Genomic DNA, 23,419 nt, shown 5'->3' with positions numbered 1-23,419 from the left:
TGATCCGATCGTGCACCGCATCGTCATGGGGTGGCGCGGCGTCGAGGGCTTCCTAAGACAGGGACGTGCCGGTTGCCTGTGCTTGTCGGCGGGCGACGTCTGCGGGGCTGCCGAACGGGCTCCCGCAGCCGGCCTCCAGGTAGTCGCGCAGACTCGTCATGTAGTGCTCCCAGCTGCGGCTGCACATGCCGAAGCACTCCAGGCCCTCGCTCAGGCCCTGGTGGCGGAAGACGAGTTCGGATGTGTCGCCGTCGAGCGGGGTGATGGTGAACGCGGGCCTGGTGCCGATCCAGTCGGGCAGGAAGGGACAGTCGATGACGGTCCATCGCACCGACGTCGGCCGGGTCGCCGCATCGACGTGGATCACGAGTGGCTCGGAGGCGTTCATGAGGAATCGGAGCTCGCCGCCGGTCGCGCCGGATCCGGTCGCCGGGTTCCACCATGCCGTGAGCCCCGTGATGGTGGTGAGCGCGTCGAAGAGGGCGTCAGGAGAGGCTTTCACCCGCATGGTCGTCCGGTAGTCCGCGGTGCTTGTCATGGCCAGGTCCTTTCAGTTCGAATGGCTTGAACGGCGTGAGTTGAAGGCCGGCTGCCCGCACCTGTTCAGCAGGGAGGCGCTCCGGGTCAGATCCACTCCGTGCACGCGTACCTGGTCCAGCTGTCCGCGCTGACCCGGCCCCCGGCAGGCACGTCCACGCAGACCTTGACCGGGGCCACGGGCGCGTAGAACATGCGGGTGCGCAGCTGGACGATCGGGATCTCGTCGGCGACGACTCGCCGCTGCATCGGGTAGCCTGCGTACCCCTCGTGGCCGACGTCCTGGCGGTAGATCAACACCCTGTAGCTGCCTGGGGCGGTGGGTTCGAAGACGCCCCAGTTGGTGGAGCACTTGGGTCCCCAGTACACCTGCAGCACGCCGCGGCCGGTAGTGATCTTGGCGCCCTCCCTTCTGGGCACGTAGGCATCGACGTCGCAGCCGGTGGCGGAGGCGTACTTGGCGTCGCACTCGTAGCCGCGGCAACGGGGTGCGGTGGCGGAGGCGGAGGCGGGCAGGGCCACGGTGAGTCCGGCTGCGGTCAGCAGAGCCGCTGCTGCCTGAGCGATGGATCGTTTCACGCCGATCAGTTTCCGCGACGGATCCGGTCCCTCGGCAGTCGGGAAATTACCGGACAATGCCGGGGCTCAAAGGGGGACACGCAGCTCCACGAGTGTGCCTTCCCCCGGCGCGGACTCTACCGAGGTGCTGCCGCCGATCTCGGCGACGCGCCGCTCGATGGACTCACGCAGTCCCACTCCGCGGCCACGCGCGGTGAACCCCGTACCGTGATCGAGCACTCCGACGACCACGAGGCCGCCCTCCACCCGCGCCCGGACCACGGCCTGGCCGGTGCCTGCATGCTTGCGCACGTTGGTCAGGGCCTCGCGCACCGCCCCGGACAGCGCCTCGACGGTGGCCACGGGCAGCACCGTGCCGGCGGCGCGCAGTCCCGCCGCGTTGAGATCGACCGTCAGTCCGGCACGGATGGCCTGCTCGGCGACCTCCTCCAGAGCGGCGGTCAGGTTGCTGCCGGAGCTGTCGTGCTCGCCGCGCACGTATCCGCGCAGCCAGCGGGCTTCGGCGGCGACGTGGGCCCGGACCTTCTCGTCGGCCAGCCAGCCGTCGCGTACCAGCGCCTCCATCGTCTGGAGCACCCGATCGTGCAGGACGCGCCCGTTGCGGGTGCGTTCCTGCTCGGCGGCCAGCCTGGCGACCTGCTCGCGGGTCTCGTCCAGCTCGGTGGCGTTGCGGCGCAGCACGGCGGCGACGAACCAGGCGATGGCGGAGTCGACCCAGAAGCCGACGGTGTGCGGCACCGCGCCCAGCCAGAAGAAGCCGCTCCAGGCCTGCATGTACAGGTAGGCGGCCACCAGCGGGGCGGTGGCCGCCAGGGCCGCCCGCAGGGTGCGGAAGGCCGCGCCGATGCCGATGGCGACCAGCAGCATGTAGGGCAGCATGAAATCGGGCCCCGAGCCCTTGACCGCGCTGCCCGCGATCACGGTCATCGCCATCGCGGTCGCCGCGGTCAGCACGGAGTCAGCGGTGATCAGCCAGGCGGGCGGCACCCTCCTGCGCCGCCGGGTGAGGGCCACGACGAGCGCGCTCTGCAGACCCAGGAAAAGCAGCGCGGGCGCGAACCCCGGCACCTGCCTGCGCCACCCGCTGTCGCCGACGAAGTTGAGCGCGATCACCTCGGCGAAGGCGGCGGCGCGGAAGAGGATGAGCGTCCAGGCCAGCGCGCTCTCGGTGCGCCGCCGCGCCTCACCGTGACCGTTCATCTCCCCCGTTCGAGCCGGCGCAGCGCCGCGGCGATCAACTGGGCCTTGTTGTCCACCTGCAGCTTGTGCCGGATGCGTTCGATGTGGGTGTCGACGGTCGACTTCTTGATGCCCATGCGCCGGGCGATCTGGTCGTAGGTGAAGCCCTGGGCGATGTAGGCGAGCGTCTCCTCCTCGCGCGGCGACAGTCGGACGGCGGGCTCGGGGTCCGGCGCCGGAGCGGCCAGGTGCGCGTGCAGGATGTCGGCGAGCCCCGCCGACAGGTAGAAGCCCCGGGCGGCGACGGTGCGCAGCGCGGTGGTCATGAGCTCGGCCGGGTCGCTCTTGGTCACATACCCCCGGGCCCCCGCCCGGATGGCGTGCACCAGGTCGTCCGGCTTGGCGGAGGCGGACACCACCAGCACGTTGTACAGCGGCGACAGCTCGGCGATGGCGGGCAGGCACGGCTCGTCAACGCCGAGATAGAGGTCCAGGATGAGCACGTCCAGGTCGGTCCGGCCGTCCAGGACGCCAAGGTCGCGGCCGCTGAGCACCACCTCGAACTCGCCGGTGCTGTGCAGGAGGTGCTCCAGGCCGTGGCGGATGAGATCGTGATCGTCGACGACCGCGACCCTGATCATGTCCCACTCCCGCATGAGCCAGCCTGACTCGAAAGATGATCTCATGCCAAGTCCCCCTTTATGGGGACAACGTGTCGGCGAAGGAGCGCTCGGCGAAGCGCCGCCCCATGGCCGGGGACAAGGTGACGACGGCGGGGGAGTGGTCGCTCAGCTCAGAAGTACTTCGAGGTCAGGTCGGTGGTGGGCCAGGAGGACACGGTCACCTTGTTCATGTCGTCGTCGATCCCGTCGTAGTCGAGGGAACCGCTCTCCTCGCGCCGGTTGAACAGCAGGGCGTAGCTGAACCCGTTCTGCAGCCGCGCCAGGTAGGCGAACGTGCCGGGCATCGAGCCGTTGTGCCAGGTGTTGAGGTGGCCGGTGACCTGGCGGCACCACCAGCCGCCGCCGTACCAGGAGCCGTACTCGTTGACGCCGATCTCCGGCTTGGCCACCAGCTTGGCGATCGAGGCCGAGCTCAGGACGGTGCCCGGCCGGTCGAAGGCGAGGGTCCAGCGGACGAGGTCCACGGCGGAGGCCAGCCAGCCGCCGTTGGCGTCCTGGTTGGGCATGTTGAAACCGCCGTAGGGGTACGGGACGGTGGTGCCGGAGGTGTCGAGGACGGTCTTGTTCGTGTACTGCGACTCGTAGCGGACCTCGCCGGCCGCGGCCTCGCTCCGCAGGCTCCTGCCGAGCTCCATGCGGGTGATGCCGAGCGGCTTGAGCAGCTTGGTCTTGACGTACGTCTCGTAGGGCTGCCCCGAGACCTTCTCGATGATCCGGCCGAGCAGCAGGTAGCCGTAGTTGCTGTAGACCATCTTGGTGCCCGGGGCGTGATCGAGCGGGCGGGCGGTGGCGTACCGGACGATGTCGTCGTGCCCGATCGGCAGCGGCACGTCGAGCGCGGCCGAGATGGTGTGGTCCAGCCAGAGCTGGTCCTTGGAGACGTCGCGGTCCCAGCCGCCGAGGTGCTGCATGAGGCGGAGCACGGTGACCTGCTCCATCCGGGCGTCGGCCGGGGTGAGGCCGAGCAGCTGGGTGACCTTGGCCGACAGGCTCAGCCTGCCGTCCTGCACCAGGCGCATGGCGGCGGCCGAGGTGATGTTCTTGCTCAGGCTGGCGATCCGGAACAACGACGTCGGCGACGGGGTGGCCGGCAGCCTGGAGTAGTCGTCGTAGCAGTAGCCGCGCGCGAGCAGGATCTTGCCGTTCTTCATGATGGCCAGCTGCGCGGCCCTGATCTGGCGATCCAGCACGAACTTCTTGAGCAGGGTGTCGTACCCCGCCAGCTGGGCCGGCGCCGTTCCCGACGTGCGTACGACAGGAGTCGGTGGTGCCGCCTGCGCCGGTCGTCCGGCGATCAGCGCCGCCGCCGGCGCCGCCGCGAGCAGAGCTCTGCGGGAAAGGCTCGTCACTTATGCCCCTTAAGTAACATCCGATACTTGGGCCACATATCTTACGGATGTCGGGATCGTCGTCGCAGCGGAACAGCAGGTGTGGCGAGCGGTCCGCAGGGTCCGCGGACCGCTGTCGTCTTCGGCGGCGCCCGGGGGTCTCGGCGAGCGGGCTTGCCCCGCTGACTAGAACAGGTTGTGGGCGGGCCAGGTGGAGACGGAGCGGTAGACGTCCCACATCATCGTGTCCAGGTCGGCGTTGTTGCCGTTGGCCGCGGCTGCCCAGCAGAACTCGTTCCCGGTGCGCACGACGATGGCCGCAGTGCCCGGGACATGACGGTGGCGTCGACGCGGGAGAAGTCGCCGGCCGTCTGGCTCACCCGGATCGCGGCGAAGCGCGGCAGGCCGTACCCGCTCGCCTTGACCGGCCGGTAGCCGCGGCGCACATGATCGTCGAAGGCCGCCCGGTAGGCGGCGGAGTCGAGGCCGTGCCTGGCGGATCAGAAGGGACCGTCGCCGTGCGCGAAGATCGCCGCGAACAGCTCGGTGCCGCCCACCATGTAGCCGCTGACGTGCACCGGGCGGTAGCCCTGGTTCGCGAGGCCAGTCGACGTGCGTGGGGCGGTGGTCCAGCCCCGCCAGCCTGTCCCATTCCGCCTGGAACTGCTCGGCGGTCAGGTTGTGGCGCGCGAGCTCCCTGCTCAGCCGGACGGTTCGCCCCGCCGCCCCCTGGAACACGTGGTGTCGCCGCCGGGCCCGCCACGGCGCCGCTGTGATGCGCGCGATCGCGACAGTTCGGGTCGCGCCAGCTCGGGGTTGCGGTTGACGCGGCGTCAGGTCGTAGCGTCCCTGATGTGACCGAACAGCTCTGGAAGATCGGCGAACTCGCCGCAGCCACCGGGCTGACCGTGCGGACCCTGCGCCATTTCCACCACATCGGGCTGCTGCGCCCGGCCGGGCGCTCGCCGACAGGCCATCGCCTCTACACGGGCGATGAGGTACGCCGCCTGTACCGCATCCTGGCGCTGCGCGAGGCTCGCGAGCCGTCGATCGACCAGCTCATCGAAGCCATGGAGGCGATGATGCAAGCCAGACACTTCTCTCCCGACCAGTTCGCCGGCCTCAAGCAGCGGCACGCGGAGGCCGGCGAGGCAGGGCTCACGCGCTGGCGCGACCGCATGGCGGAGCTGGCCGGACGGGCGGCCGTACACGCCGAACGCGGCACCGACCCCGCCGACCCGGAGGTGCAGGACCTGGCGGGGGAGTGGTTCGCGGCCGTCACCGGGATGACCGGGGACGACCGGAGCCTGCTCTCGGCGCTCTACGCCAAGATCGACCGGCAAGGCGCGGAGACGGCGACGAAGGGGCTGCTCACGACGGCGGCGTGGGAGTGTGACGGCGCAGCACGGCGACGTCGTGCCGTGGCACGAGGCTTGCGTGCTCGGTCGCGTCGCTACGAGTCAGCAGCCGGCGGCACCCCGTCCACCTGCACAGCCTCGGCCTGGGCCGGGTCGAAGGCGGCGGCCGGGCGCAGCGTCAGCCGCCCGTCCGCCGCCTCCTCGGGTTGCTCGCCCGCCCCGCCGGCGTCCTCCGGCCCGATCCCCGCCGATGCCTGGACCGGAGCACTCATCAGGTGCGTTCTGCCTGATCAGGAATCATGCCAGTGACCCTGCAGATCCGTCCGGTCCGAAGAACCGTTCAGGCAGGCTCGGCCACGAACGGGGCGGGTGGTGAGTGCGGTCGCGTCGCGGCCCGTCATCTGGTCCTCGAAGCTGGGGGCCGGGTCGTCGGGGGAGCAGCGTTCGGGCTCCCAGGTGATGGCCATGATGTAACTGTGGCCCATCTCCATGCGGGGGGTGTCCTCGCGGGCCGTCTTGCGCCGGTTGGCGAGGTCCTCTTCGGTGAACTGCCAGCCGTGGGCGAGCCGGGGGAACGCTCGTGTCAGCCGTCGATGGCCTGGTAGAGGGTGGTCCAGAAGTCGTGGATGAGTCGCGGCGAGTCCAGGGTGGACATGCCGGTCTGGGTGAGCAGGATGCCGGTGAGCCGGTTGTGCGGGTCGGCGTAGGCGGTGGTGCCGGTGCCGCCGTCCCAGCCGAACTGGCCGGTGGGGGCATAGTCGCCGCGGTAGGTGCGCACCCCCATCCCGAAGCCCCAGCCGCCGTGCTGTCCCTGGCCGGCCGTCAGATGGGCGATGCTCCTGTACATGGCGTCCCGGGCAGCCTCCTGCTCAGGGGTGAGGCGGTTGGTGGTCATCAGCTCGACGGCGGCCCGGGACAAGATCCGCCGGCCTTCGTGCGTGCCGCCGTTGAGCAGCATCTGGAAGTAGGCGCGGTAGTCGTCGGCGGTGGAGACCAGCGCGCTGGCGCCCTGGAAGGCCGCAGGCCGGCTGGCCCGGCCGCCTTCCGCCTCGTCCCACAGGGCGAACTCGCCGGTCCGCGGGTCGGGCCCGTACAGGGGCGGCAGCCGGTCGACCTTGCCGGCGGGCACGTGGAACCCGGTGTCGGTCATGCCCAGCGGGTCGAGGACCCGTTCGCGCAGGAACGTCTCCAGCGGCTGGCCGGCGACCCGGGCGACCAGCACGCCGAGTACCTCGTAGCTGAGGTCGTACAGCCACCGCTGGCCGGGCTGGTGTGACAGCGGCAGCTCGCCGAGGCGGCGCATCCACTCGTCCGGGTGCGGCGCCGGGCCGGAGGCCACGCTGTAGTCGGTGGCCTTGAAGGTCGCAGCCCTGATCGGGGAGTCCATCATGGTGAAGTCCACGCCGAGCCCGAACGTGGAGGTCAGCAGGTCCCGTACGGTGATCGGCCGCCGCGCCGGGACCGTGTCCTCCAGCGGGCCGTCGGGCCGCGTCAGCACGCGCCGGTCGGCGAGCTCGGGCAGCCACGGATCCACCGGCTCGTCGAGCCGCAGCCTGCACTCATCGAGCAGGACCATCGCCGCCGCCGTCGTGACCGGCTTGGACACCGACGCCATCCGGAAGATCGTGTCCCGGCGCATCGGCGCGCCACCCTCGGCGCGCATCGTCCCGATCGCCTCGACGTGCGTCTGGCCTCCCCGGCTGACCAGGGCGACCAGCCCGGGAATCTTTCCGGACTCGACATGGCGTGCCAGCACGTCGCGCAGTCGGCGCAATCCTGCCACAGAGAAGCCGCTGTTGCTTCGTCCCATCATGATCTCCTTGTCCGCAGTGGTCGATCTCACGGCGGCCCTGGTGGCCGCTCGGCCCCTTCGAGGCGGCCATGCGATGAGCGTGCACCCTGACCTAAGGTCAAGGTCAACCCTCGCCGCGATCACGAGCTGCGGACCCCGGATGTCCCCCAGAGGCGGGCCGCGGTCCGCGCGGTGATGGACGGGAACGGATGCGCGCTACCCTGACCCTGTGATCGCCCGCCACCAGTGCCCCGAGGTGAACGCGAAGGTCGCCGGCGACCACGGCCGGATCCCACGGCAGGGCTTGCGGGCCGTCGCCGCCACGGTGGGCGAGACCGCGGCCACCCGCGATCGGGAGGTGCGCTGATGGCGGACGGCCTCACCATCGGTCAGGCGGCGGCGTTCGTCGGCGTCACGATCAAGACCGTGCGGCACTATCACCGGCTCGGCCTGGTCGCCGAGCCGAGACGTGACGATTCGGGCTACCGTCGTTATCGGTCGGCCGACCTGCTGCGGCTGGTCCAGGCCCGGACGCTGGCCGAGGCCGGCGTGCCGCTGGCCGAGATCGGTGACCTGCTCGACTCCGATCCCGAACCGTTCGCCGCCGCGCTGGACGACGTCCATCGCCGGCTCACCGAACGGATCGAGGACCTGATCGCGCGCCGCGACACGCTGTACCGGCTCGCCCACGGCGACCGGGCCCTGCTGCCCGACCGTGCCTGCGCGGTCTTGGACCGACTCGCCGATCTGGGCTTCAGCTCCGACTACGTGGCCACCCAACGGGAGGCCCTGGTGCTGGCCCGGGCGCTGGCTCCGGAGATCTTCGACGGCTTCCTGACCCGGCTCGAACACTCGCTCGGCGACCCCGAGCTCGTCGAGCTGACCAAGCGCGGCGTCGATGCGAAGTCCTGGGATCCCGACGACCCGCGAATCGAGGAGCTGGCGTCCGCGCTGGCCGAGAAGCTGCTGGCCGACCGCGCGCTGCTGGCGATGCCGGCCGGGTCCCGCAACCAGTCCGACGCCGCCGCCCGGTACGGACTGGTCAACCACCACCGGGAGGACCAAGCGCCGGCCATCGCCCGGTTGAACGCGCTGGTCGAGGCGAGACTGCGCGCGGTCGGCATCGACATCCCGAGGGGATGACCGGCGCCTGTCCGCGCCCGGGCTCGTGATCCGGGAGCTCGCCCGCATCGGGCCGCCGGACGGCGGCAAGTCCTCCGGAGGTCAAGCGGGAGGGTGGGGTGCCGAGCGTCGTGTCACCGGGTCGATGCGGACGGAGCCCGGGCATGCCGCGCGACCGCAGCGTCATCGGAGTGCTCGGAGCCTCGCCTCGGCGTCGTGGAGCAACCCGGGCACCAGCCGGCGATGGACGGCGGACAGCGGAGGCCACACGCCACGGCCCACTCTCCGGCGATAGTGCAGAAAGGTCGCCAGCGACACCTGCTCGCCCGCTGTCTGCACGAGGAGGTTGCCGGTCAGGAACCAGGAAGCCGCCTCAAGCCGGACCCAGTCCTCGCCACGTCCGCCGATCCGCCATCCGGCCACGGTGGCCGGCGATCGTTTCCGGCTGAGCCGGAAACCGAGCAGGCCGCACCAGATCAGTAGCTCTCCGGCATGGGGAACGTCCCCGAAGATCGCGCGAGCCCACTGCTCCGGTGTCGCGATCACCTCCGTGGAGAGGGTGAATCGGTCGGCGTAGTCGATGTCCGGCAACGAGCTGAGCGCGCGGACGGGCTCGGGGATGTTGCACGTTCCTACGGCGCTGTCAACGAAGCCGATGGTCATCTCGCTGTCTCCGTTCATGTGAGGCCGGGTCGGGGGACCGACCGACGGCGGCCGGCCAGGTGTCTCAACCGGAGGATCCAGGTTCACGAGGTCGTCTTCTCGGCGCGCAGGGAATCGATGGCGGCCAGGCTCCCACCCGTGAGGTCCACCCCGACCGCCTGCAACATCACCACGAGCACACCGTCAGCGAGATGCCGCGCCAAGCCGTCCGTCCCCACGTCCGTCAACTGCGTGAGTTCTTCCAGAATCGCCGAGATGACGGCACGGCAGCGCGCCGCCACCGTCTCGTCCCTGCGCGCGGCGGCGCAGGCCTGCAACCACAGGCCGGTGATGACTCCGTCGCCGAGCATCTCCCGGAAGCCGGCGCGCATCGCGGACAACGGATCGTCCGGTGACGCCGCCGCGGCCTGCCGGATGAGATCGAGCATCTGGCGTTCCATCTCGTCGAGGCAGGCGAGGAAGAACGCGTGCTTGCTGCCGAAGAGCCGGAAGACGTACGGCTGCGACACCCCGATCTCGTCCGCGACCTGCTGGATCGATGCCGTCATGAAGCCATGGTCGGCGAAGACCCGCATGCCGGCCACGACGGCCTCCGCGCGTCGTTGTTCCGCGGTGCTGCGTCTTACGTCCATATTTTATATAGTAACCACTTACTAACAAATCCAGATTGCGTCGTTGGTTAGATTTATGTGACTCGGCAAGATATTGGTAGTTAGTGCTTACTCCGTTCGGCGCCGCGGGGCCAGGCGTCCGGGCGTGGGGGTTTCTCCCTACCGGCGGGTCCTCCTGGCCAGAAAGCCCGGCTGAGCGATGAGGCCGGTCAGGATCCCGAGCATGGCGTCGGCCGCGGGGGCGCGCGACGGCGGGACGGCCACCGCGACGTACAGGCCCCGGGTCGGCAGGGGCGGGATGGTGGCCCGCAGGACCACGCCGGGCCCGATGGCAGGGTGGGCCAGAGTGGGCGCGAGCATCACGCCCGCGCCCGCCGCGACGAGCGCCTGCTTGCTGTTCCAGTCGTCGCACCAGAAACCGATCCGCGGAGCGGCGCCGAGCGCCTCGAACAGCGGCGCTGTGGGGCCGAGACAGTCGGGGTGGCCGCCGTCGATCCAGGTCTCCTCCCTGAGATCCGACAGGCGGACCCGGCGCTGACGAGCCAGCCGGTGCCCGGCGGGCAGGGCGACCCACAGCTCCTCGGCGAGCAGGGGGATCAACTCGGCGCCGTCGACGGCACGCCGGGGCAGGCTCGCGTCGGCCGCGCCGGTCGCGTCCCGGTCCCGGTGCAGGTGCCAGTCGGTGATGAGCGCGAGATCGATCCGGCCGTCCCTCACCGCGGTGAGGAGCGCCTCCTGATCCGTCTGCAGCAGGCTGAGCGACACGCCGGGGTAGACGCCGGCGAAACGGCGGAACGCCTCGGGCACGAGCACGATGTTGGCACTCGTGAAGGCGGACAGCCGCAGCTCGCCCGACGCCAGCTGGGCGAAGGACGCCAGCCTGGCCTCCAGCGCCCGCAGGCGGGCCAGGCTGTCGCGCGCCATCTCGACCGCGACCTCTCCGGCGGCGGTCGGCCGCACGCCACGCGGCACCCGGGTGAACAACCGCACGCCCACTCGTCTCTCCAAGCCCGCGATCTGACGGGAGACCGCGGGCTGGGTCATCGAGAGCGCCTCGGCGGCCCCGGAGAACGACCCGTGGTCGGCGACCGCGACCAGCACCTGTAAGGCCCACGTGTCCAACATGCGTCGAGCGTATAGCTGCCCCAACCAACCTGCAGTTGTGCTCATGTCCGCGGCCGGCTGATCCTGAACCGGTGATCCCCATGACCAGCACAGCGGCCCGCGACGCCGTACCTGCCGTCGCCGGCCGACAGGCCTTCCTGACCGAGTGGCTGCCGCCCGCGCCGGCGCGCGTCCTCGACGCGGGGTGCGGACGCGGCCGCCTCGCGCTCGCGCTCGCCCGCGCCGGTTACGCAGTGAGCGCCGTCGACATCGACCCGCGAGCCGTAGCCGCGACGACCGCCCTCGGCGTCGCCGCGATCGAGGCCGACATCGCCGACTACGACGACCGCCCGTTCGACGCGATCGTGTTCTCCCTGTCACTGCACCACACCGCCCGGCTGGCGGAGGCGGTCGAGCGGGCACGAGCGCTGCTGGCCGCGGGCGGAGTCCTGATCGTCGACGAGTTCGCCTGGGAACGCGCCGATCGCGCCACCGCGTCGTGGTTCTACGACATCGGCGCAGTACTGGCCGAGGCCGGCCTGACCGCATCGCCGGAGCACGGCGCCGCCGTGGAGGACCCCCATGCGGAGTGGGTGAGCCGGCATCGCGACGAGCACCACCTGCACGCAGGCGACACCATGGTGCACGCGATCCGGGCGGCCTTCGAGATCCGCGAGCTCGTACGCGTTCCCTACCTGCACCGCTACCTCGCCGACGAGATCAACGACGAGATCAGCGACGACACCGCCACCCGGCTTCTCACCTCACTCCAGCAGATCGAGCAGCTCAGGATCGGTCGCGGCGACCTGACCGCCGTCGGGCTGCGCCTGCTCGCCCACCCCGCGAACCGAGAGGACCGCGCATGACGGACATCGTGAACACCGAGCAGGCCGCCGCGTGGAACGGCCCGGAAGGAGCCCACTGGGCCGAGCACAACCCGGCAGACGGCGGCTTCAACGCCGAGCTCACCGCCCCGCTGCTCACCGCCGCGAACATCCGGCCGGACGACCACGTCCTCGACATCGGCTGCGGCACCGGCGAGACCACGCGGCTCGCCGCCCGGCAGGCGCGGGACGGCCACGCCGTGGGCATCGACCTGTCGGCCGCCATGCTCCAGCAGGCCAGAGCCGCCGCCGAGGCGGCCGGTCTGGGGAACGTCGCCTTCGAAGAGGGCGACGCGCAGGCGTACCCCTTCGCCGCCGGCCGGTACCAGGTGGCGATCAGCCGGTTCGGCATCATGTTCTTCGCCGACCCCGTCGCGGCCTTCGCCAACATCGGCCGCGCCCTTCGGCCCGGCGGCCGCCTCGTCTTCGTCTGCCCGCGGAGCATGGCCGACAACGACTGGTACGTCGTGCCGCTCTCGGCGCTGCACAAGAGACTGGGCACCGCGACCCTCCCCGAGTCGGGGATGTTCTCCCTCGCCGACCCCGCGCACACCACGGACGTCCTGACGAGGGCCGGCTTCTCCGAGGTGACGCTGCGGCCTCTGGACGCGCCGATGGACTTCGGCGCGGACGCCCACGCCGCGGCCGACGGCTACCTCGGCAGCGGCCCGGTCCTGGCCGTGCTGGAACAGCCCGGCGGCCTGACCCGCGCCACCGCCCGCGACCTCCTCGCCGACGCCCTGCGCCCGTACGAGAGCCCGGACGGAGTGCGCATCCCCGGCGGCCACTGGCTCGTCGTCGCTCGCCGCCCCACCGAGAACCTGTCGGCGCGAGGTGCTCACAGGCCGCGGCCAGGCCGGTAGCCCTCGGGCGGACGTGTGGTGACGCGACAGGCGCAAGAGGCCGGCGAGCGCGGGACGGAAGCCGGGAACGCGGGTTGGCAGCGCTGAGCAGCGCCACGCCATGGGCCGCGGTTCAGAACGTGGCGATCGGGTTGACCGGGCTGCCGGACGTGCCGGCGAAGCGGACCGGCGCGACTGCGAGGTGGAAGTCCCACTGGCCGAGCTCGGCAGCCGTCGTCGCGCACGCCTCCAGGTCGCAGTTGTCGAGCATCCACAGCCCCATCGCGACGAGGCTCACGGCGTGAACCGGCATCAGCACGTCTTCGTACCCCGACGGCAGAACGTCCTGAGGGGTGTCGGCGCCGATCAGCGCGACCTCGCGTTCATGCAGCCACGGCAGGCAGGACGCGTGCCAGCCGGCCTGCTCGAAACCGCTGCTCGCGCCGGCGTCGTGCCGGACGCGGCCACGGCCGGTCCGCAGGAGCACCGCGTCACCGGGACGCACCCGCACACCCTGGCGGCGCTCGGCCTCCTCGAGATCTTCGGGGAACACCCCCTGCCCCGGTTCCAGCCACGGCACGTCACGAACCCGCGCGATGTCCAGCAGGACACCACGCGTGACGATCCCGTTCGCCGCCGCCGTGACGGCCGCCCACGCCGATCCCGTCGCGGCGTCGACCAGCGAGTGCGACCGCCCGTTGTACATCGTGCCGTCCCAGAAGATGTGGCACGGCGAGTCGATGTGGGTGAGGGTGTTGCCGTGGAAGGTGACGCCGAGCCGCTCGGTCGAGAAGCCCCAGCGCCGGTCGTTGCGGAACCCGGGCGCGGGCATGTTCTCGGCTCCCGGCATGTCGGCGGCGCACGGGCACGTCGTCGTCGAGCGCTCCATCTCCGCCGGGACGGCGACCTCCCAGGCGCACGACACGCTCCTGCCGTGGCGCACGGCCCGCGCCGCCGCCAGCCGGACGTCGTCGGTGATGTGGTTCAGAGTGCCGAGCTCGTCGTCGTCGCCCCACCGTCCCCAGTTCGACAGCGTGTTGAAGTACCCGAGCACGTCGTCCTGCGTAGGCATCGGTCGCTCTGCCGTCATCCCAGCATCGGCTCCTCCGGTCACGCGGTTCGAGGCACCGAGGGCGAGGTGTCCCGCTCTCCCCTTGACATGCCGAGGCCCGCTGAGCCGGCATGATACAAGATCAGCGGCCTGGTCGCGGCTGTCATCCCCACTGCCATGGACGCTCCCATCAGGACCGGGGTGCCCGCCGGGCCCGAGGGCCGTGCCGTTCGATCCCCGCGGCGGGCGCCCGGATGGGCTGCTCCACCTGGCGGTTCATCCCGCCAGCACCTCGTCCATGCCGCCCTCGGCGCGCCAGCGGCGCAGCAGGTCGTGGAAGGCGACAGGGCCGGGCCCGTACGTCAGGCTGACCGGGCGGGGCCTGCCCTCGTTGTTGTAGTAGCCGGGCGTGCACTCGGCCTGGAAGCGGCTGTTGTCCGGGGACACCTCCCGGATCGTGGCGACCCACGCCTCCTCGGCGTCCTTGCTCGGCTCGACCACGGCGACGCCGCGCCGGCGGGCCTCGGCGACCACGGCGCCGATGTGGGTGGCCTGCTCCTGGAGGATGTGCACGAAGTTGACCGCGGAGGCGTTCTGCAGCGGGCCCAGGTGGAACAGGTTCGGGAAGCCGTGGCTGTAGAAGCCGTGCAGGGTCCGAGGGCCGGCCTGCCGCCAGGTGCCGAGCAGCGGCGCGCCGTCGCGGCCGAACACCGGCAGGGCGCCGGAGACGATGCCCGACACGCCGACCTCGAAGCCGGTGGCGAAGATCACGCAGTCGACCTCGTACTCCTGCTCGCCGACCACGACCGCCGTCTCGGTCATCGCGGTGATGCCGCCGTGGTCGGCGGTGTCGACCAGGGTGACGTCGGGCCGGTTGAACGTCTGCAGGTAGTGGTCGCTGAAGGTGGGCCGCTTGCACATGTAGCGGTACCAGGGCTTGAGCAGCTCCGCGGTGGCCGGGTCGTGGACGATCTCGTCCACGCGGGCGCGGATCTCGTTCATCTTCTGGAAGTCGGCGATCTCGTCGAGGTACGCGCGCCGCTCGGGGGACAGGGTGGTGTCGACGGTGCCGGCCAGCAGGTTGCGCTGCAGCCGGGCGGTGCTGGTCCAGCCGTCGTCGATCAGGTCCTGGTCGGCGTGGCCGCCGGTGACCACGGTGAGGAAGTTGTCCATGCGCTCGCGCTGCCAGCCGGGCTTGAGCGAGGCGGCCCAGGCCGGGTCGGTGGGCCGGTTGGCGCGCACGTCGACCGTCGAAGGGGTGCGCTGGAAGACGTACAGGTGCCGGGCGTCGCGGCCCACGTGCGGGATGACCTGGATGCCGGTGGCGCCGGTGCCGACGACCGCGACGCGCTTGTCGGCCAGCTTGCGCAGGCCGCCGTCCGCCGTGCCGCCGGTGTAGCCGTAGTCCCAGCGGCTGGTGTGGAACGTGTGCCCCTTGAACGTCTCGATGCCCGGGATGCCGGGCAGCTTCGGCTGGGCCAGGGTGCCGGCGGACATCACGACGTAGCGGGCCCGGAAGTCGTCGCCGCGGTCGGTGCGCACCTGCCACTCGTCCGCGTCGTCGTCCCAGCGCAGCTCCGTGACGCGGGTGTGGAACATCGCGTCGCGGTACAGGTCGTGGAGCTCGGCGATCGCGACGGCGTGCCGGCGGATCTCCTCGCCGGGCGCGTACCGCATGGTGGGGACGTGGCCGACCTCTTCGAGCAGCGGCAGGTAGACCGACGACTCGATGTCGCAGTGGATGCCCGGGTAGCGGTTCCAGTACCAGGTGCCGCCGAAGTCGCCGGCCTCGTCCAGCATCCGGATGCCGTCCACGCCGGCCTCGCGGAGCCTGGCCCCGGTGAGCAGCCCGCCGAAGCCGCCGCCCACCACCAGCGCCTCGACCCGGTCGCGGACCGGCTCCCGCTCGGCGCGCTCGGTGTACGGGTCGGCGGCGTAGTAGCCGAACTCGCCGCGGGCGCCCTGGTACTGGGCGCTGCCGTCGGGCCGCAGCCTGCGGTCACGTTCGTGGCGGTATTTCGCGCGCAGCGCGTCCGGGTCGAAGCCCAGCTCCGCGACGGTGAGGCGGGCAGGTGGCGTCGGAGAGTGGTCCATGGATGCCCTTCCGGTTCGGGAGTTCAGGTGTGGGGGTCGGGGGAGCCCGGCTCGGCGTGCTCGCAGGGCGTTCTCGTCGGCGGCCGGCGGAGGCCGCGCTGCCTGCCGTCTCGATCGGCTCGGAGTCAGGCCGCCGACCAGCCGCCGTCCACCGGGACGATGGCGCCGTTGACGAAGGAGGCGGCGTCGGAGGCGAGGAAGAGGACGGCGTCGGCCATCTGCTCGGGCTGGGCCAGGCGTTCGCCGAGGGCGAGGACGGGGCCGAGGCGGGCGGCGCCGGTGGGGTCGAAGGTGGCGCCGTTGGCGATGCCGGTCATGGTGGGGCCGGGCAGGATGGCGTTGCAGCGGATGCCGTCCTTGGCGTACGCCCAGGCGACGCTCTTGGTGAGGCCGACGACGCCGTGCTTGGAGGCGGTGTAGGCGGCCCCGGCCGCGCCGCCGCGGATGCCGGCCTCGGAGGCGGTGTTGACGATCGTGCCGCCGCCCTGGCTCAGCATGTGAGGCAGCACCGCATGGGTGACCAGGAACGTGCCGGTGAGGTTGACGCGCAGGACGCGCTCCCACTCGGCGAGGGTGATGTCGGCGGGCAGGGCCATCGTGTCCATGATCCCGGCGTTGTTGCACAGCACGTCGATGCGGCCGTGGGCGTCGATCGCCGTTTCCACCAGGGCCGTGACCGCCGCCTCGTCGCCGATGTCCGCGGTCACCGCGAGGGCGGCGTCGCCGATGCCGGCGGCGGTGCGACGGGCGCTCTCCTCGTTGACGTCGCAGACCACGACGCGGGCGCCGGCTTTCGCGAAGGCGACCGCGATGGCGCGGCCGATGCCGGAGCCCGCGCCGGTGATCAGGCAGCTCTTGTTGTCGAACGCGCTCAAGCGTCCTCTCCTGTCTGGAGCAAGGATTGAACCGGACAATGCTGTCCGGTGAAAATGTAGCTCGCCTGACAGATCATTGTCGAATGAGTGAGCATGCCTGCGTTAGGAACGCGGACAATAGTGTCCGGTTGGTAGGCTGAGAGTCATGTCCGTGGCACGTCCGGTGAACAAGGGGCCGCGCGTCGCCGCCCGCAATCGCGCCGCCCTGATCGCGGCGGCCCGCGACGTGTTCGCGAACGTCGGCTACGACGCGCCGCTCAGCCTGGTCGCCCGCACCGCGGGGGTGGGCCAGGGCAGCCTCTACCGGCACTTCCCCGACCGGCTCAGCCTCGCCCTGGCCGTCTTCGACGACGGCGTGGCCGAGCTGGAGGCCCTGGCCGCGGAGCCGGGCGCCACGCTCGACGACGTGCTCACGCTGATCACCGAGCAGATCATCGCCACCACCGCGTTCATCGACATGGTCGACGCGAACACCACCGACCCCCGCGCGCTGGCGATGCGCGATCGCGTGGGCACGGTGCTGGCCGGCAAGCTCGCCGAGGCTCAGCAGGCCGGGGCGGCCCGTGCGGATCTCGGCAGCGAGGATCTGCTGCTGGCCGTCAGCATGCTCGCCGGCGTGCTCGCCAAGCGGCCCGCGCCGGCGCGGCGGGTCGCGGCCGCCCGGGTGTGGTCGCTCCTGCGCCGGGGCATGCACGCCTGACCGGCTCCCGGCTTCACAGCCGGTGGGGGATGACGAGCCGCGGGTGCGACCCGCTCAGCCACTCCTCGTCGCCCACCAGGTGGTCGTTCTCCTCCATCCAGGCCGACCGCTCCGCGTGGGCCGACCATCCCGGCGCCAGCTCCGGATCCGCCGTCCAGCTCGTGTCGCCGAGATCGAAGATCAGGCCCTTCGCCAGCGGGTCGAGGGCGTCCGGGGCGTTGCCGTACCGCTCGCCGGGGACGGTGACGCTGAACAGGGTGGTGTCGTACCCGTCCGACACGTGCCCCAGATCACGCACGCCGTTCAGCCCCCATCCCGCACTGACCGCCCGCCCTCCGTGAGCGGACAGTTCGCGCACGGCGCCGCTGCACCCGTATCCCCCGAACTCGATGATCTGCAACCAGTCGCCGGTCAGCCGGTCGGCCCAGATCACCGTCGCGTCGCGGACGGCGAACACCTCGGCCGCCAGCTCGTCCCTGCCGCAGCGGCGGGCCTGCCGGAAGTCGGCGCCCGCGCGCTGCGCCAGCTCGTCGAGCTCCAGCCGGTCGACCCATACCGCGCTGAACTCCGTGGCGAGCGCGTGCTTGTGCAACCGGTGCCACAGGTATTCCGACCGCCGCATGCCGTGCCTCTCATCGGGGGCCGCCGGACCGGACACGTGGCACGACCGGGGCGGCGCCGGCGGCCCGGTCATGTCGCCATCCCCGCACCGGCGGCCTGCTGATTCTCGTCGAGCAACGCGCGGGCCGTCGTGACGTCGGTGATGACCACGTTGACCCAGCCGCCACTGATCGCCGCCCGGATCGCCGCGTGCTTGCGCGCGCCACCGGCCATCCCGATGCGGCGCGGGATCGTCCGCAGCACCTCCGGGTCGATGCCGACGACCCGGCTGTTCAGGTCGCTGTGGATCAGCTCGCCGCCGGCGTCGAAGAAGCGCTGGCAGACGTCGCCGACCGCGTGCGCGGCGATGAGGTGGTCCTGGTCGGCGGGGGCGACGGCGTTGCCGCTGTCGCGCAGCAGCGGCGAGGGCTGCACGCTGCCGATGCCGACCAGCGCCATGGTCAGGCTCCGCCACTCTTCGGTCACGTGCTGCATGGCCGCGTCGCTGACCAGGCTCTGGCGGATCTCGGCGGTGCCGACCAGGCCGGGAGCCTGGACGTAGAGCGGCTCGGCGCCGACCAGCTCGGCGAGGTGGCCGAGCAGGCGGTTGGCCTTGGCCTGTACGGCGCCCTCGCCGACGCCGCCGACGAGTTGCACCACGCGGTCGGCGCCTGCCACGCGGAGGGGATGCAGCCGCTCGGCCACCGACAGGAGGGTCTGGCTCCACGGCGAGATGCCGATCCGCTCGCCGCCGGCCAGGGTCGATTCGAGGTAGGCCGCCCCCGCGGAGCCGATGCCGGCGATGATCTCCGACTCGTCGCCCTCGACGTCGACGACGACCGCCTCCCGCAGCCCGTACCGGTCCTCCAGGGCCTGCTCCAGCGTCAGGTGCACGCCCTGGGAGACGACGACCACCGTGCGCACGATGCCGATCTCGCCCGCCCGCTTCAGCAGCCTGGACACCTTCGTCTGTGAGATGTGCAGCGCGTCGGCGATGTCGGCCTGGCGGATGCCCTGTTCGTGGTACATGTGCGCGACCTTGGTGATCAGCCGCACCCGGCCGTCGGAGGCGGACCGGCCGGCGCCGCTCGCGTGCACAGCCATCAGGATCCGTCCCCTTCGCCGTCGCGGAGTTCCTTCGCCCAACATTGTCCATCCGGAGCGTCACTCCTCGTGCGCGGCGGACCTGAGCTCACGCGGCCTGCTCCGCCCCGTTCTGCGCGCCGTCGTGCGTGTGAGGCAGGCCGGGGTTGCGTGTTTCGACCGGAACAAGCAGTTCTCACCGTCGAAGGTTGCTCAGAGTTATTGACAGACACCAGCGGATCAGCCAATCTACGGGCACGGAAAATTATGCACTACCGCATAATTATGCACTGGCTGGAGACCATGATGCGCCGACGCAGAGTGATCATCAACACCGACGCCAAGAACGAGGCCGACGACCAGTTCGCCATCGTCCACGGGCTGCTGTCACCCACGCTCGACATGCGGGGACTGATCCCGGCCCACTTCGGCACCCGGCGATCGCAGCGGAGCATGGAGGAGTCCCGCGAGGAGATCGACCTCCTGCTGGACCTGCTCGGCATGACCGGCTCCGCCCCCGTGGCGAACGGCGCGGCGACCGCCCTGCCCGACGAGCGGACCCCGGTGGACTCGCCCGGCGCCCGGCTGATCATCGAGGAGTCGAAGCTCGCGAGCCGGGACGACCGGCTGTTCGTCGCGTTCCTCGGGCCGCTGACCGACATGGCCTCGGCCGTCCTGCTGGACCCCGAGCTCGCGCGGCGGCCGGTGACCGTGATCTGGATCGGCGGCTCCGGCCACCGCGGCTACGACGAGGGCCCCAAGGTCGAGTTCAACCTCTCCAACGACATCCACGCCGCCAACGTGGTCTTCGACTCCGGCATCACCGTGTGGCAGGTGCCCAGGGACGTCTACACCAAGGTCTCGGTGAGCTACGCCGAGCTGGAGGAGAAGATCGGCGAGGCCGGACCGCTGGGCCGCTACCTCATCAAGCAGCTGCACGAGTGGAACGCCGCCCACCACCCGGAGCCGATCGAGTCCCGCTCCCTGGGTGACTCGCCGGCCATCGCGCTGATGCTCTGGCCCCAGAGCGGCAACCTGCGCGTGACCCCCGCCCCCCGCTTCGGCGCCGACGGCGCCTACCTGCCCGGCTCCGGCCACCCCGTCAGGGTCTGCGAGGAGATCGACGTGCGGTTCCTGCTGGAGGACATGTTCGCCAAGATCCGGGCCTTCGGCCGCGAGCACCGCTGAGACGCCCGCCCCGCCGACCAGCCGACCAGCCGACCAGCCGACCAAGGGAGACATCGACATGACCGGCAGTTCGTACACCCGTCGGGGATTCCTCGCCCTCTCGTCCGTCGCGGTCACCGGGCTCGCCGTCAGCGCCTGCACCGGAGCCTCGGTCAGCGGCGGCGGCACGACGGCACCGGCCTCGAACAGGCTGCGCCTGTTCACCTACGAGGACAACGAGACGATCGGCACGCTGAAAGCTCAGGTCAAGAAGTTCGACGAGCAGAGCGGCACCACCACCACGATCGACAGCCTGCCCGGCTCCGGCGCGGCGCAGTTCCCCGACAAGCTGCGCACCGAGCTGCTGGGCGGCAGCGGTCCCGACATCTGGCGGATCTGGGGCGGGCAGATCGGCGCGCCGTTCGCCAAGGCCAAGCAGGCCGCCGACCTCGCGCCGTACTACCAGCAGTACGGCTGGGACTCCTCGATCAACACCGCGGCCATCGCGGGCATGACGTTCGACGGCGTCAAGGCGGGCGTCCCGTACATCGTGCGCGGCGTGGGCGCCTGGTACAACAAGGAGCTGCTGGCCAAGGCCGGGGTGGACGCCCCGCCGGCCACGTACGCCGAGCTGGAGCAGCTGAACGAGCGGCTGGTCGCCGCGGGCGTGACGCCGTGCGGGCTGGGCGGCAAGTACGGCTGGCACCTCATGCGCCTGTTCGAGTACCTCCTGGAGCACAAGGCCGGCCCGCAACTCCACGACAAGCTGCTGACCGGACAGGAGAGCTGGGACCGGCCCGAGGTCGTCGAGGCGTTCACGCTGTTCAAGAAGTGGCAGGACAAGAAGTGGCTGCCCGAGGGCGCGCTGGGCCTCGACCCGAGCGAGATCGGCCGCGCGTACGTCCAGGGCAAGACCGCCTACGGCCTCGAAGGGCAGTGGACGGAGACCAGCTCCATCCTGGCGGCGAAGAAGGACCCCGCGCAGTTCGGGAACTTCCAGCTGCCGACCGACCAGTCGCCCGCCCGGCACTCCGGGTTCGTCGAGGGCTACATGATCAACGCCAGGTCGGGCAACAAGGACAAGGCCGCGGCCCTGCTCGCCTTCCTGCTGAAGCCGGAGAGCCAGAAGGCGATGCAGGTCACCTCGTCCACGGTCAAGGGCGCCGAGCCCGACCCCAAGGAGCTGCCGCTGTCGGCGGAGTGGAGCCAGAAGTACGGTTCGAGCCCCTTCTACACGATCCAGGACCAGGCCTTCCCCAAGCAGCAGGCGGACCAGTACTTCAGCGTGCAGAGCGACCTGCTGCAGGGCGGCCTGACGCCGGCCGCGGCGGCCAGGCGGATGCAGGAGATCGTCTCCGCCTGGGCCCGCAACTGATCCGGGACGGCTCATGACAACCCCCACCCCCAAGGGAAGATGGCGTCCCTGGTTGTTCGCCCTTCCCGCGCTGGCGGTCTACACGGCCTTCCTCGTCTATCCGGCTCTGTCGTCCCTGTGGTTCAGCTTCACCGACTGGGACGGCCTCAGCCCCTCCTACAACATCGTCGGCCTGGACAACTACGGGCGCATGCTCAGCGACCCGGTGGTGCTGCTGGCGGGCCGGAACAACCTCATCTGGTCGGCCGTGACGATCGTCGTGCCGGTGACGCTCGGCCTGGGCCTGGCGCTGCTGCTGAACGGCAGGCTGCGCGGCAAGCCCGTACTGCGGCTGATCTTCTACGCGCCCGGCGTGCTCCCGCTCGTCGCGATCGCCTCGATCTGGGGGTGGCTCTACAACCCCGACCTCGGCGCGATCAACTCATTCCTGCGGCTCGCCGGCCTGGACGGCCTGGCCCAGCCGTGGCTCGGGCAGGACTCCACCGCGCTGTGGGCCGTGATGGTGCCGGCGGTGTGGCTGCGCACGGGCTTTCCCATGCTGCTCTACCTCGCCGCCCTGCAGGGCATCCCCGGACAGCTCTACGAGGCGGCGAGAGTCGACGGCGCGACCCGCTGGGAGCAGTTCTGGCACGTCACCATGCCCGGCCTGCGCTCGACGCACTACATCGTGCTCGCGCTGTCACTGATCGACTCGTTCAAGGTCTTCGACATGGTGTACGCCATGACCTACGGCGGCCCTGGCACGGCCACCCAGGTCATGGGGACCTGGATGTACGCCAACGTCTTCCAGTACTACCAGGCCGGATACGGGACGGCGATCGCCGTCGTGATCACTCTGGTGGCGATCGCGGTGGGGATCCCGTACGTGCGCTCCCAGACCAAGGAAGGCACGGCATGACCTCGCTCGCCCCCGCCACCCCGGCCCTCGACACGGCGCGGCCCCTGCCCGAGAAGAACAAGAAGGACAAGAAGGGCAGGGGCGGCCTCGTCCTGACGTTCGTGACGGCCGTGGTGGCCCTCTTCTGGATCTCGCCTCTGGCGCTGCTCGTGGTGACCGCGGTCCGGCCGCTGGCGGACTTCGTGGGCAACGGCCCGCTCTCCTGGCCGTCCGCGTTCACCTGGCAGAACTTCGCCGACGCCTGGGACGTCGGCGACTTCGCCACCACGTACGGCAACAGCGCCCTGCTGCTGCTCCTGAAGGTGCCGCTCGGCGTGCTGATCTCGGCGATGCTCGGCTTCGCGCTGGCGAAGCTGCGGATACGGTTCCGCAGGACCGTGATGTTCGCCGTCTTCCTCGGGCTGACGATCCCGATCTACATCGCGATCGTGCCGGTGTTCATCATGATGAAGACCGCCGGCGCGACCGACAGCGTCCTCGGCCTGATCGGCCCGTACCTCGCCTTCGGCATCCCGTTCGAGGTGCTGGTCCTGCAGTCGTTCTTCCGCCGGTTGCCGGACGAGATCGTCGAGGCGGCACGGGTGGACGGGGCGGGGGACTGGCGGATCTTCTGGCGGATCGTGCTGCCGCTGTCCGCGCCGGCCCTGGTCACGGTGCTGATCCTGGACGCCGTGGCGACGTGGAACGAGTTCCTGTTCGCCTTGATCCTGCTCAACTCCGACGAGAACAAGACCCTGCCCGTCGGGCTGCTCAACTTCCAGGGCCAGTTCTCCAACAACAACACCGGCCTGGCCGCGGGGATCCTCATCGCGGTCGTGCCGATCCTCATCGCGTACACGCTGCTGCAGCGGTGGATCGTGGCCGGCCTGACGGCCGGCGCCACCAAGGGATAGG

The 23,419-nt window shown here is 70.9% G+C and carries 25 protein-coding genes and 3 pseudogenes; 10 read left to right on the top strand and 18 right to left on the bottom strand.

Translation table 11 applies throughout. The features are described 5' to 3' along the window. Nucleotides 1-52: 52 nt before the first annotated feature. From HD597_RS25155 to HD597_RS66870, 8 genes and pseudogenes are all read right to left on the bottom strand, one after another. Nucleotides 53-538, bottom strand: a complete 486-nt coding sequence (locus HD597_RS25155) for an SRPBCC family protein (RefSeq protein WP_253745170.1) — start codon at nt 536-538, stop codon at nt 53-55. An 86-nt stretch (nt 539-624) separates the two neighbouring features. Further along, complete coding sequence (locus HD597_RS25150; protein WP_253745169.1) at nt 625-1,116, bottom strand: hypothetical protein; 492 nt, start codon at nt 1,114-1,116, stop codon at nt 625-627. 66 nt (nt 1,117-1,182) lie between these two features. Next, nucleotides 1,183-2,316 carry a sensor histidine kinase gene (locus tag HD597_RS25145; RefSeq protein ID WP_253745168.1) on the bottom strand — a complete coding sequence of 378 codons (1,134 nt, stop codon included), beginning with the start codon at nt 2,314-2,316 and terminating at the stop codon, nt 1,183-1,185. Beyond that, nucleotides 2,313-2,981, bottom strand: a complete 669-nt coding sequence (locus HD597_RS25140) for a LuxR C-terminal-related transcriptional regulator (protein WP_253745167.1) — start codon at nt 2,979-2,981, stop codon at nt 2,313-2,315. Before HD597_RS25140 ends, HD597_RS25145 begins: the two co-directional genes overlap by 4 nt. A gap of 107 nt (nt 2,982-3,088) precedes the next feature. After that, nucleotides 3,089-4,327 carry a serine hydrolase domain-containing protein gene (locus HD597_RS25135; protein ID WP_253745166.1) on the bottom strand — a complete coding sequence of 413 codons (1,239 nt, stop codon included), beginning with the start codon at nt 4,325-4,327 and terminating at the stop codon, nt 3,089-3,091. Nucleotides 4,328-4,545: 218 nt separating this feature from the next. Further along, nucleotides 4,546-4,791 (bottom strand): annotated as a pseudogene (locus tag HD597_RS67325) (hypothetical protein); the annotation flags it as partial. A gap of 15 nt (nt 4,792-4,806) precedes the next feature. Then, nucleotides 4,807-4,899 (bottom strand): annotated as a pseudogene (locus HD597_RS66875) (hypothetical protein); the annotation flags it as partial. A gap of 52 nt (nt 4,900-4,951) precedes the next feature. Continuing rightward, nucleotides 4,952-5,044: pseudogene (locus tag HD597_RS66870) on the bottom strand (hypothetical protein); the annotation flags it as partial. Nucleotides 5,045-5,160: 116 nt separating this feature from the next. Between HD597_RS66870 and HD597_RS25130 the strand changes: the two are divergent. Then, nucleotides 5,161-5,973: a MerR family transcriptional regulator gene (locus tag HD597_RS25130; RefSeq protein WP_253745164.1), complete on the top strand. Its 813-nt coding sequence runs from the start codon at nt 5,161-5,163 to the stop codon at nt 5,971-5,973. Here HD597_RS25130 and HD597_RS25125 read toward each other — a convergent pair. Together HD597_RS25125 and HD597_RS25120 are read right to left on the bottom strand one after the other, a co-directional pair. Next, nucleotides 5,955-6,131 carry a hypothetical protein gene (locus HD597_RS25125; protein ID WP_253745163.1) on the bottom strand — a complete coding sequence of 59 codons (177 nt, stop codon included), beginning with the start codon at nt 6,129-6,131 and terminating at the stop codon, nt 5,955-5,957. The genes HD597_RS25130 and HD597_RS25125 overlap by 19 nt on opposite strands. A gap of 116 nt (nt 6,132-6,247) precedes the next feature. Next, the gene (locus tag HD597_RS25120) at nt 6,248-7,474 is read right to left on the bottom strand and encodes a serine hydrolase domain-containing protein (protein ID WP_253745162.1); all 1,227 of its coding nucleotides are present in this window, start codon (nt 7,472-7,474) and stop codon (nt 6,248-6,250) included. A 211-nt stretch (nt 7,475-7,685) separates the two neighbouring features. Between HD597_RS25120 and HD597_RS25115 the strand changes: the two genes are divergently transcribed. Continuing rightward, a complete protein-coding gene (locus HD597_RS25115; RefSeq protein WP_253745161.1) occupies nt 7,686-7,823 on the top strand; it encodes a hypothetical protein in 138 nt (45 codons plus the stop codon). Further along, the gene (locus tag HD597_RS25110) at nt 7,823-8,599 is read left to right on the top strand and encodes a MerR family transcriptional regulator (RefSeq protein ID WP_253745160.1); all 777 of its coding nucleotides are present in this window, start codon (nt 7,823-7,825) and stop codon (nt 8,597-8,599) included. The genes HD597_RS25115 and HD597_RS25110 overlap by 1 nt, the downstream gene beginning before the upstream one ends. A 162-nt stretch (nt 8,600-8,761) precedes the next feature. On the opposite strand, the gene HD597_RS25105 is transcribed toward HD597_RS25110, so the two are convergent. The 3 genes from HD597_RS25105 to HD597_RS25095 form a co-directional block, all read right to left on the bottom strand. Continuing rightward, entirely contained in the window at nt 8,762-9,241 is a 480-nt protein-coding gene (locus HD597_RS25105; protein ID WP_253745158.1) for a hypothetical protein, read from the bottom strand. Nucleotides 9,242-9,324: 83 nt separating this feature from the next. Next, nucleotides 9,325-9,816, bottom strand: a complete 492-nt coding sequence (locus HD597_RS25100; RefSeq protein ID WP_253759467.1) for a TetR/AcrR family transcriptional regulator — start codon at nt 9,814-9,816, stop codon at nt 9,325-9,327. Between the two features lie 195 nt (nt 9,817-10,011). After that, a complete protein-coding gene (locus tag HD597_RS25095; RefSeq protein ID WP_253745157.1) occupies nt 10,012-10,977 on the bottom strand; it encodes a LysR family transcriptional regulator in 966 nt (321 codons plus the stop codon). A gap of 80 nt (nt 10,978-11,057) precedes the next feature. Here HD597_RS25095 and HD597_RS25090 point away from each other — a divergent pair, with 80 nt between their 5' ends. Both HD597_RS25090 and HD597_RS25085 read left to right on the top strand, forming a co-directional pair. Further along, a complete protein-coding gene (locus HD597_RS25090; protein WP_253745155.1) occupies nt 11,058-11,822 on the top strand; it encodes a class I SAM-dependent methyltransferase in 765 nt (254 codons plus the stop codon). Continuing rightward, complete coding sequence (locus HD597_RS25085; protein ID WP_253745154.1) at nt 11,819-12,703, top strand: class I SAM-dependent methyltransferase; 885 nt, start codon at nt 11,819-11,821, stop codon at nt 12,701-12,703. Before HD597_RS25090 ends, HD597_RS25085 begins: the two co-directional genes overlap by 4 nt. A gap of 112 nt (nt 12,704-12,815) precedes the next feature. Here HD597_RS25085 and HD597_RS25080 read toward each other — a convergent pair whose 3' ends face one another. From HD597_RS25080 to HD597_RS25070, 3 genes are all read right to left on the bottom strand, one after another. After that, on the bottom strand, nt 12,816-13,754 hold the full coding sequence (locus HD597_RS25080; RefSeq protein WP_253745153.1) for a cyclase family protein: 939 nt from the start codon (nt 13,752-13,754) through the stop codon (nt 12,816-12,818). Between the two features lie 255 nt (nt 13,755-14,009). Continuing rightward, nucleotides 14,010-15,827, bottom strand: a complete 1,818-nt coding sequence (locus HD597_RS25075; RefSeq protein ID WP_253745152.1) for a flavin-containing monooxygenase — start codon at nt 15,825-15,827, stop codon at nt 14,010-14,012. Between the two features lie 125 nt (nt 15,828-15,952). Beyond that, nucleotides 15,953-16,702 carry an SDR family NAD(P)-dependent oxidoreductase gene (locus HD597_RS25070; RefSeq protein ID WP_253745151.1) on the bottom strand — a complete coding sequence of 250 codons (750 nt, stop codon included), beginning with the start codon at nt 16,700-16,702 and terminating at the stop codon, nt 15,953-15,955. Nucleotides 16,703-16,847: 145 nt separating this feature from the next. Here HD597_RS25070 and HD597_RS25065 point away from each other — a divergent pair, with 145 nt between their 5' ends. Beyond that, nucleotides 16,848-17,402, top strand: coding sequence for a TetR/AcrR family transcriptional regulator (locus HD597_RS25065; RefSeq protein WP_253745150.1), 555 nt, complete (start codon nt 16,848-16,850; stop codon nt 17,400-17,402). Nucleotides 17,403-17,415: 13 nt separating this feature from the next. Here HD597_RS25065 and HD597_RS25060 read toward each other — a convergent pair whose 3' ends face one another. Together HD597_RS25060 and HD597_RS25055 are read right to left on the bottom strand one after the other, a co-directional pair. Next, on the bottom strand, nt 17,416-18,024 hold the full coding sequence (locus tag HD597_RS25060) for a DUF6461 domain-containing protein (RefSeq protein ID WP_253745149.1): 609 nt from the start codon (nt 18,022-18,024) through the stop codon (nt 17,416-17,418). A gap of 68 nt (nt 18,025-18,092) precedes the next feature. Continuing rightward, the gene (locus tag HD597_RS25055; protein WP_253745148.1) at nt 18,093-19,106 is read right to left on the bottom strand and encodes a sugar-binding transcriptional regulator; all 1,014 of its coding nucleotides are present in this window, start codon (nt 19,104-19,106) and stop codon (nt 18,093-18,095) included. 264 nt (nt 19,107-19,370) lie between these two features. Between HD597_RS25055 and HD597_RS25050 the strand changes: the two genes are divergently transcribed. The 4 genes from HD597_RS25050 to HD597_RS25035 are packed head-to-tail and all read left to right on the top strand — an operon-like array spanning nt 19,371 to nt 23,418. Then, the gene (locus HD597_RS25050; protein WP_253745147.1) at nt 19,371-20,273 is read left to right on the top strand and encodes a nucleoside hydrolase; all 903 of its coding nucleotides are present in this window, start codon (nt 19,371-19,373) and stop codon (nt 20,271-20,273) included. 58 nt (nt 20,274-20,331) lie between these two features. Beyond that, nucleotides 20,332-21,627: an ABC transporter substrate-binding protein gene (locus HD597_RS25045; protein WP_253745146.1), complete on the top strand. Its 1,296-nt coding sequence runs from the start codon at nt 20,332-20,334 to the stop codon at nt 21,625-21,627. A gap of 13 nt (nt 21,628-21,640) precedes the next feature. Then, a complete protein-coding gene (locus tag HD597_RS25040) occupies nt 21,641-22,525 on the top strand; it encodes a carbohydrate ABC transporter permease (protein ID WP_253745145.1) in 885 nt (294 codons plus the stop codon). After that, the gene (locus HD597_RS25035) at nt 22,522-23,418 is read left to right on the top strand and encodes a carbohydrate ABC transporter permease (RefSeq protein WP_253745144.1); all 897 of its coding nucleotides are present in this window, start codon (nt 22,522-22,524) and stop codon (nt 23,416-23,418) included. The genes HD597_RS25040 and HD597_RS25035 overlap by 4 nt, the downstream gene beginning before the upstream one ends. Nucleotide 23,419 lies beyond the last annotated feature (1 nt).

Source organism: Nonomuraea thailandensis, from assembly GCF_024172165.1.
Classification (GTDB): Bacteria; Actinomycetota; Actinomycetes; order Streptosporangiales; family Streptosporangiaceae; genus Nonomuraea; species Nonomuraea thailandensis.
The sequence above is the reverse complement of the archived record's forward strand: the minus strand, read 5'-3'. Positions and strand labels throughout refer to the sequence as shown.

Coding starts and splice junctions, on each gene's coding strand:
- HD597_RS25040 (WP_253745145.1), top strand. CDS start 21,641: ATGACAACCCCCACCCCCAAGGGAAGATGGCGTCCCTGGTTGTTCGCC.
- HD597_RS25125 (WP_253745163.1), bottom strand. CDS start 6,131: ATGGCCATCACCTGGGAGCCCGAACGCTGCTCCCCCGACGACCCGGCC.
- HD597_RS25045 (WP_253745146.1), top strand. CDS start 20,332: ATGACCGGCAGTTCGTACACCCGTCGGGGATTCCTCGCCCTCTCGTCC.
- HD597_RS25050 (WP_253745147.1), top strand. CDS start 19,371: ATGCACTGGCTGGAGACCATGATGCGCCGACGCAGAGTGATCATCAAC.
- HD597_RS25100 (WP_253759467.1), bottom strand. CDS start 9,816: ATGCGGGTCTTCGCCGACCATGGCTTCATGACGGCATCGATCCAGCAG.
- HD597_RS25120 (WP_253745162.1), bottom strand. CDS start 7,474: ATGGGACGAAGCAACAGCGGCTTCTCTGTGGCAGGATTGCGCCGACTG.
- HD597_RS25060 (WP_253745149.1), bottom strand. CDS start 18,024: ATGCGGCGGTCGGAATACCTGTGGCACCGGTTGCACAAGCACGCGCTC.
- HD597_RS25110 (WP_253745160.1), top strand. CDS start 7,823: ATGGCGGACGGCCTCACCATCGGTCAGGCGGCGGCGTTCGTCGGCGTC.
- HD597_RS25065 (WP_253745150.1), top strand. CDS start 16,848: ATGTCCGTGGCACGTCCGGTGAACAAGGGGCCGCGCGTCGCCGCCCGC.
- HD597_RS25055 (WP_253745148.1), bottom strand. CDS start 19,106: ATGGCTGTGCACGCGAGCGGCGCCGGCCGGTCCGCCTCCGACGGCCGG.
- HD597_RS25145 (WP_253745168.1), bottom strand. CDS start 2,316: ATGAACGGTCACGGTGAGGCGCGGCGGCGCACCGAGAGCGCGCTGGCC.
- HD597_RS25075 (WP_253745152.1), bottom strand. CDS start 15,827: ATGGACCACTCTCCGACGCCACCTGCCCGCCTCACCGTCGCGGAGCTG.
- HD597_RS25085 (WP_253745154.1), top strand. CDS start 11,819: ATGACGGACATCGTGAACACCGAGCAGGCCGCCGCGTGGAACGGCCCG.
- HD597_RS25105 (WP_253745158.1), bottom strand. CDS start 9,241: ATGACCATCGGCTTCGTTGACAGCGCCGTAGGAACGTGCAACATCCCC.
- HD597_RS25140 (WP_253745167.1), bottom strand. CDS start 2,981: ATGAGATCATCTTTCGAGTCAGGCTGGCTCATGCGGGAGTGGGACATG.
- HD597_RS25155 (WP_253745170.1), bottom strand. CDS start 538: ATGACAAGCACCGCGGACTACCGGACGACCATGCGGGTGAAAGCCTCT.
- HD597_RS25080 (WP_253745153.1), bottom strand. CDS start 13,754: ATGCCTACGCAGGACGACGTGCTCGGGTACTTCAACACGCTGTCGAAC.
- HD597_RS25035 (WP_253745144.1), top strand. CDS start 22,522: ATGACCTCGCTCGCCCCCGCCACCCCGGCCCTCGACACGGCGCGGCCC.
- HD597_RS25095 (WP_253745157.1), bottom strand. CDS start 10,977: ATGTTGGACACGTGGGCCTTACAGGTGCTGGTCGCGGTCGCCGACCAC.
- HD597_RS25090 (WP_253745155.1), top strand. CDS start 11,058: ATGACCAGCACAGCGGCCCGCGACGCCGTACCTGCCGTCGCCGGCCGA.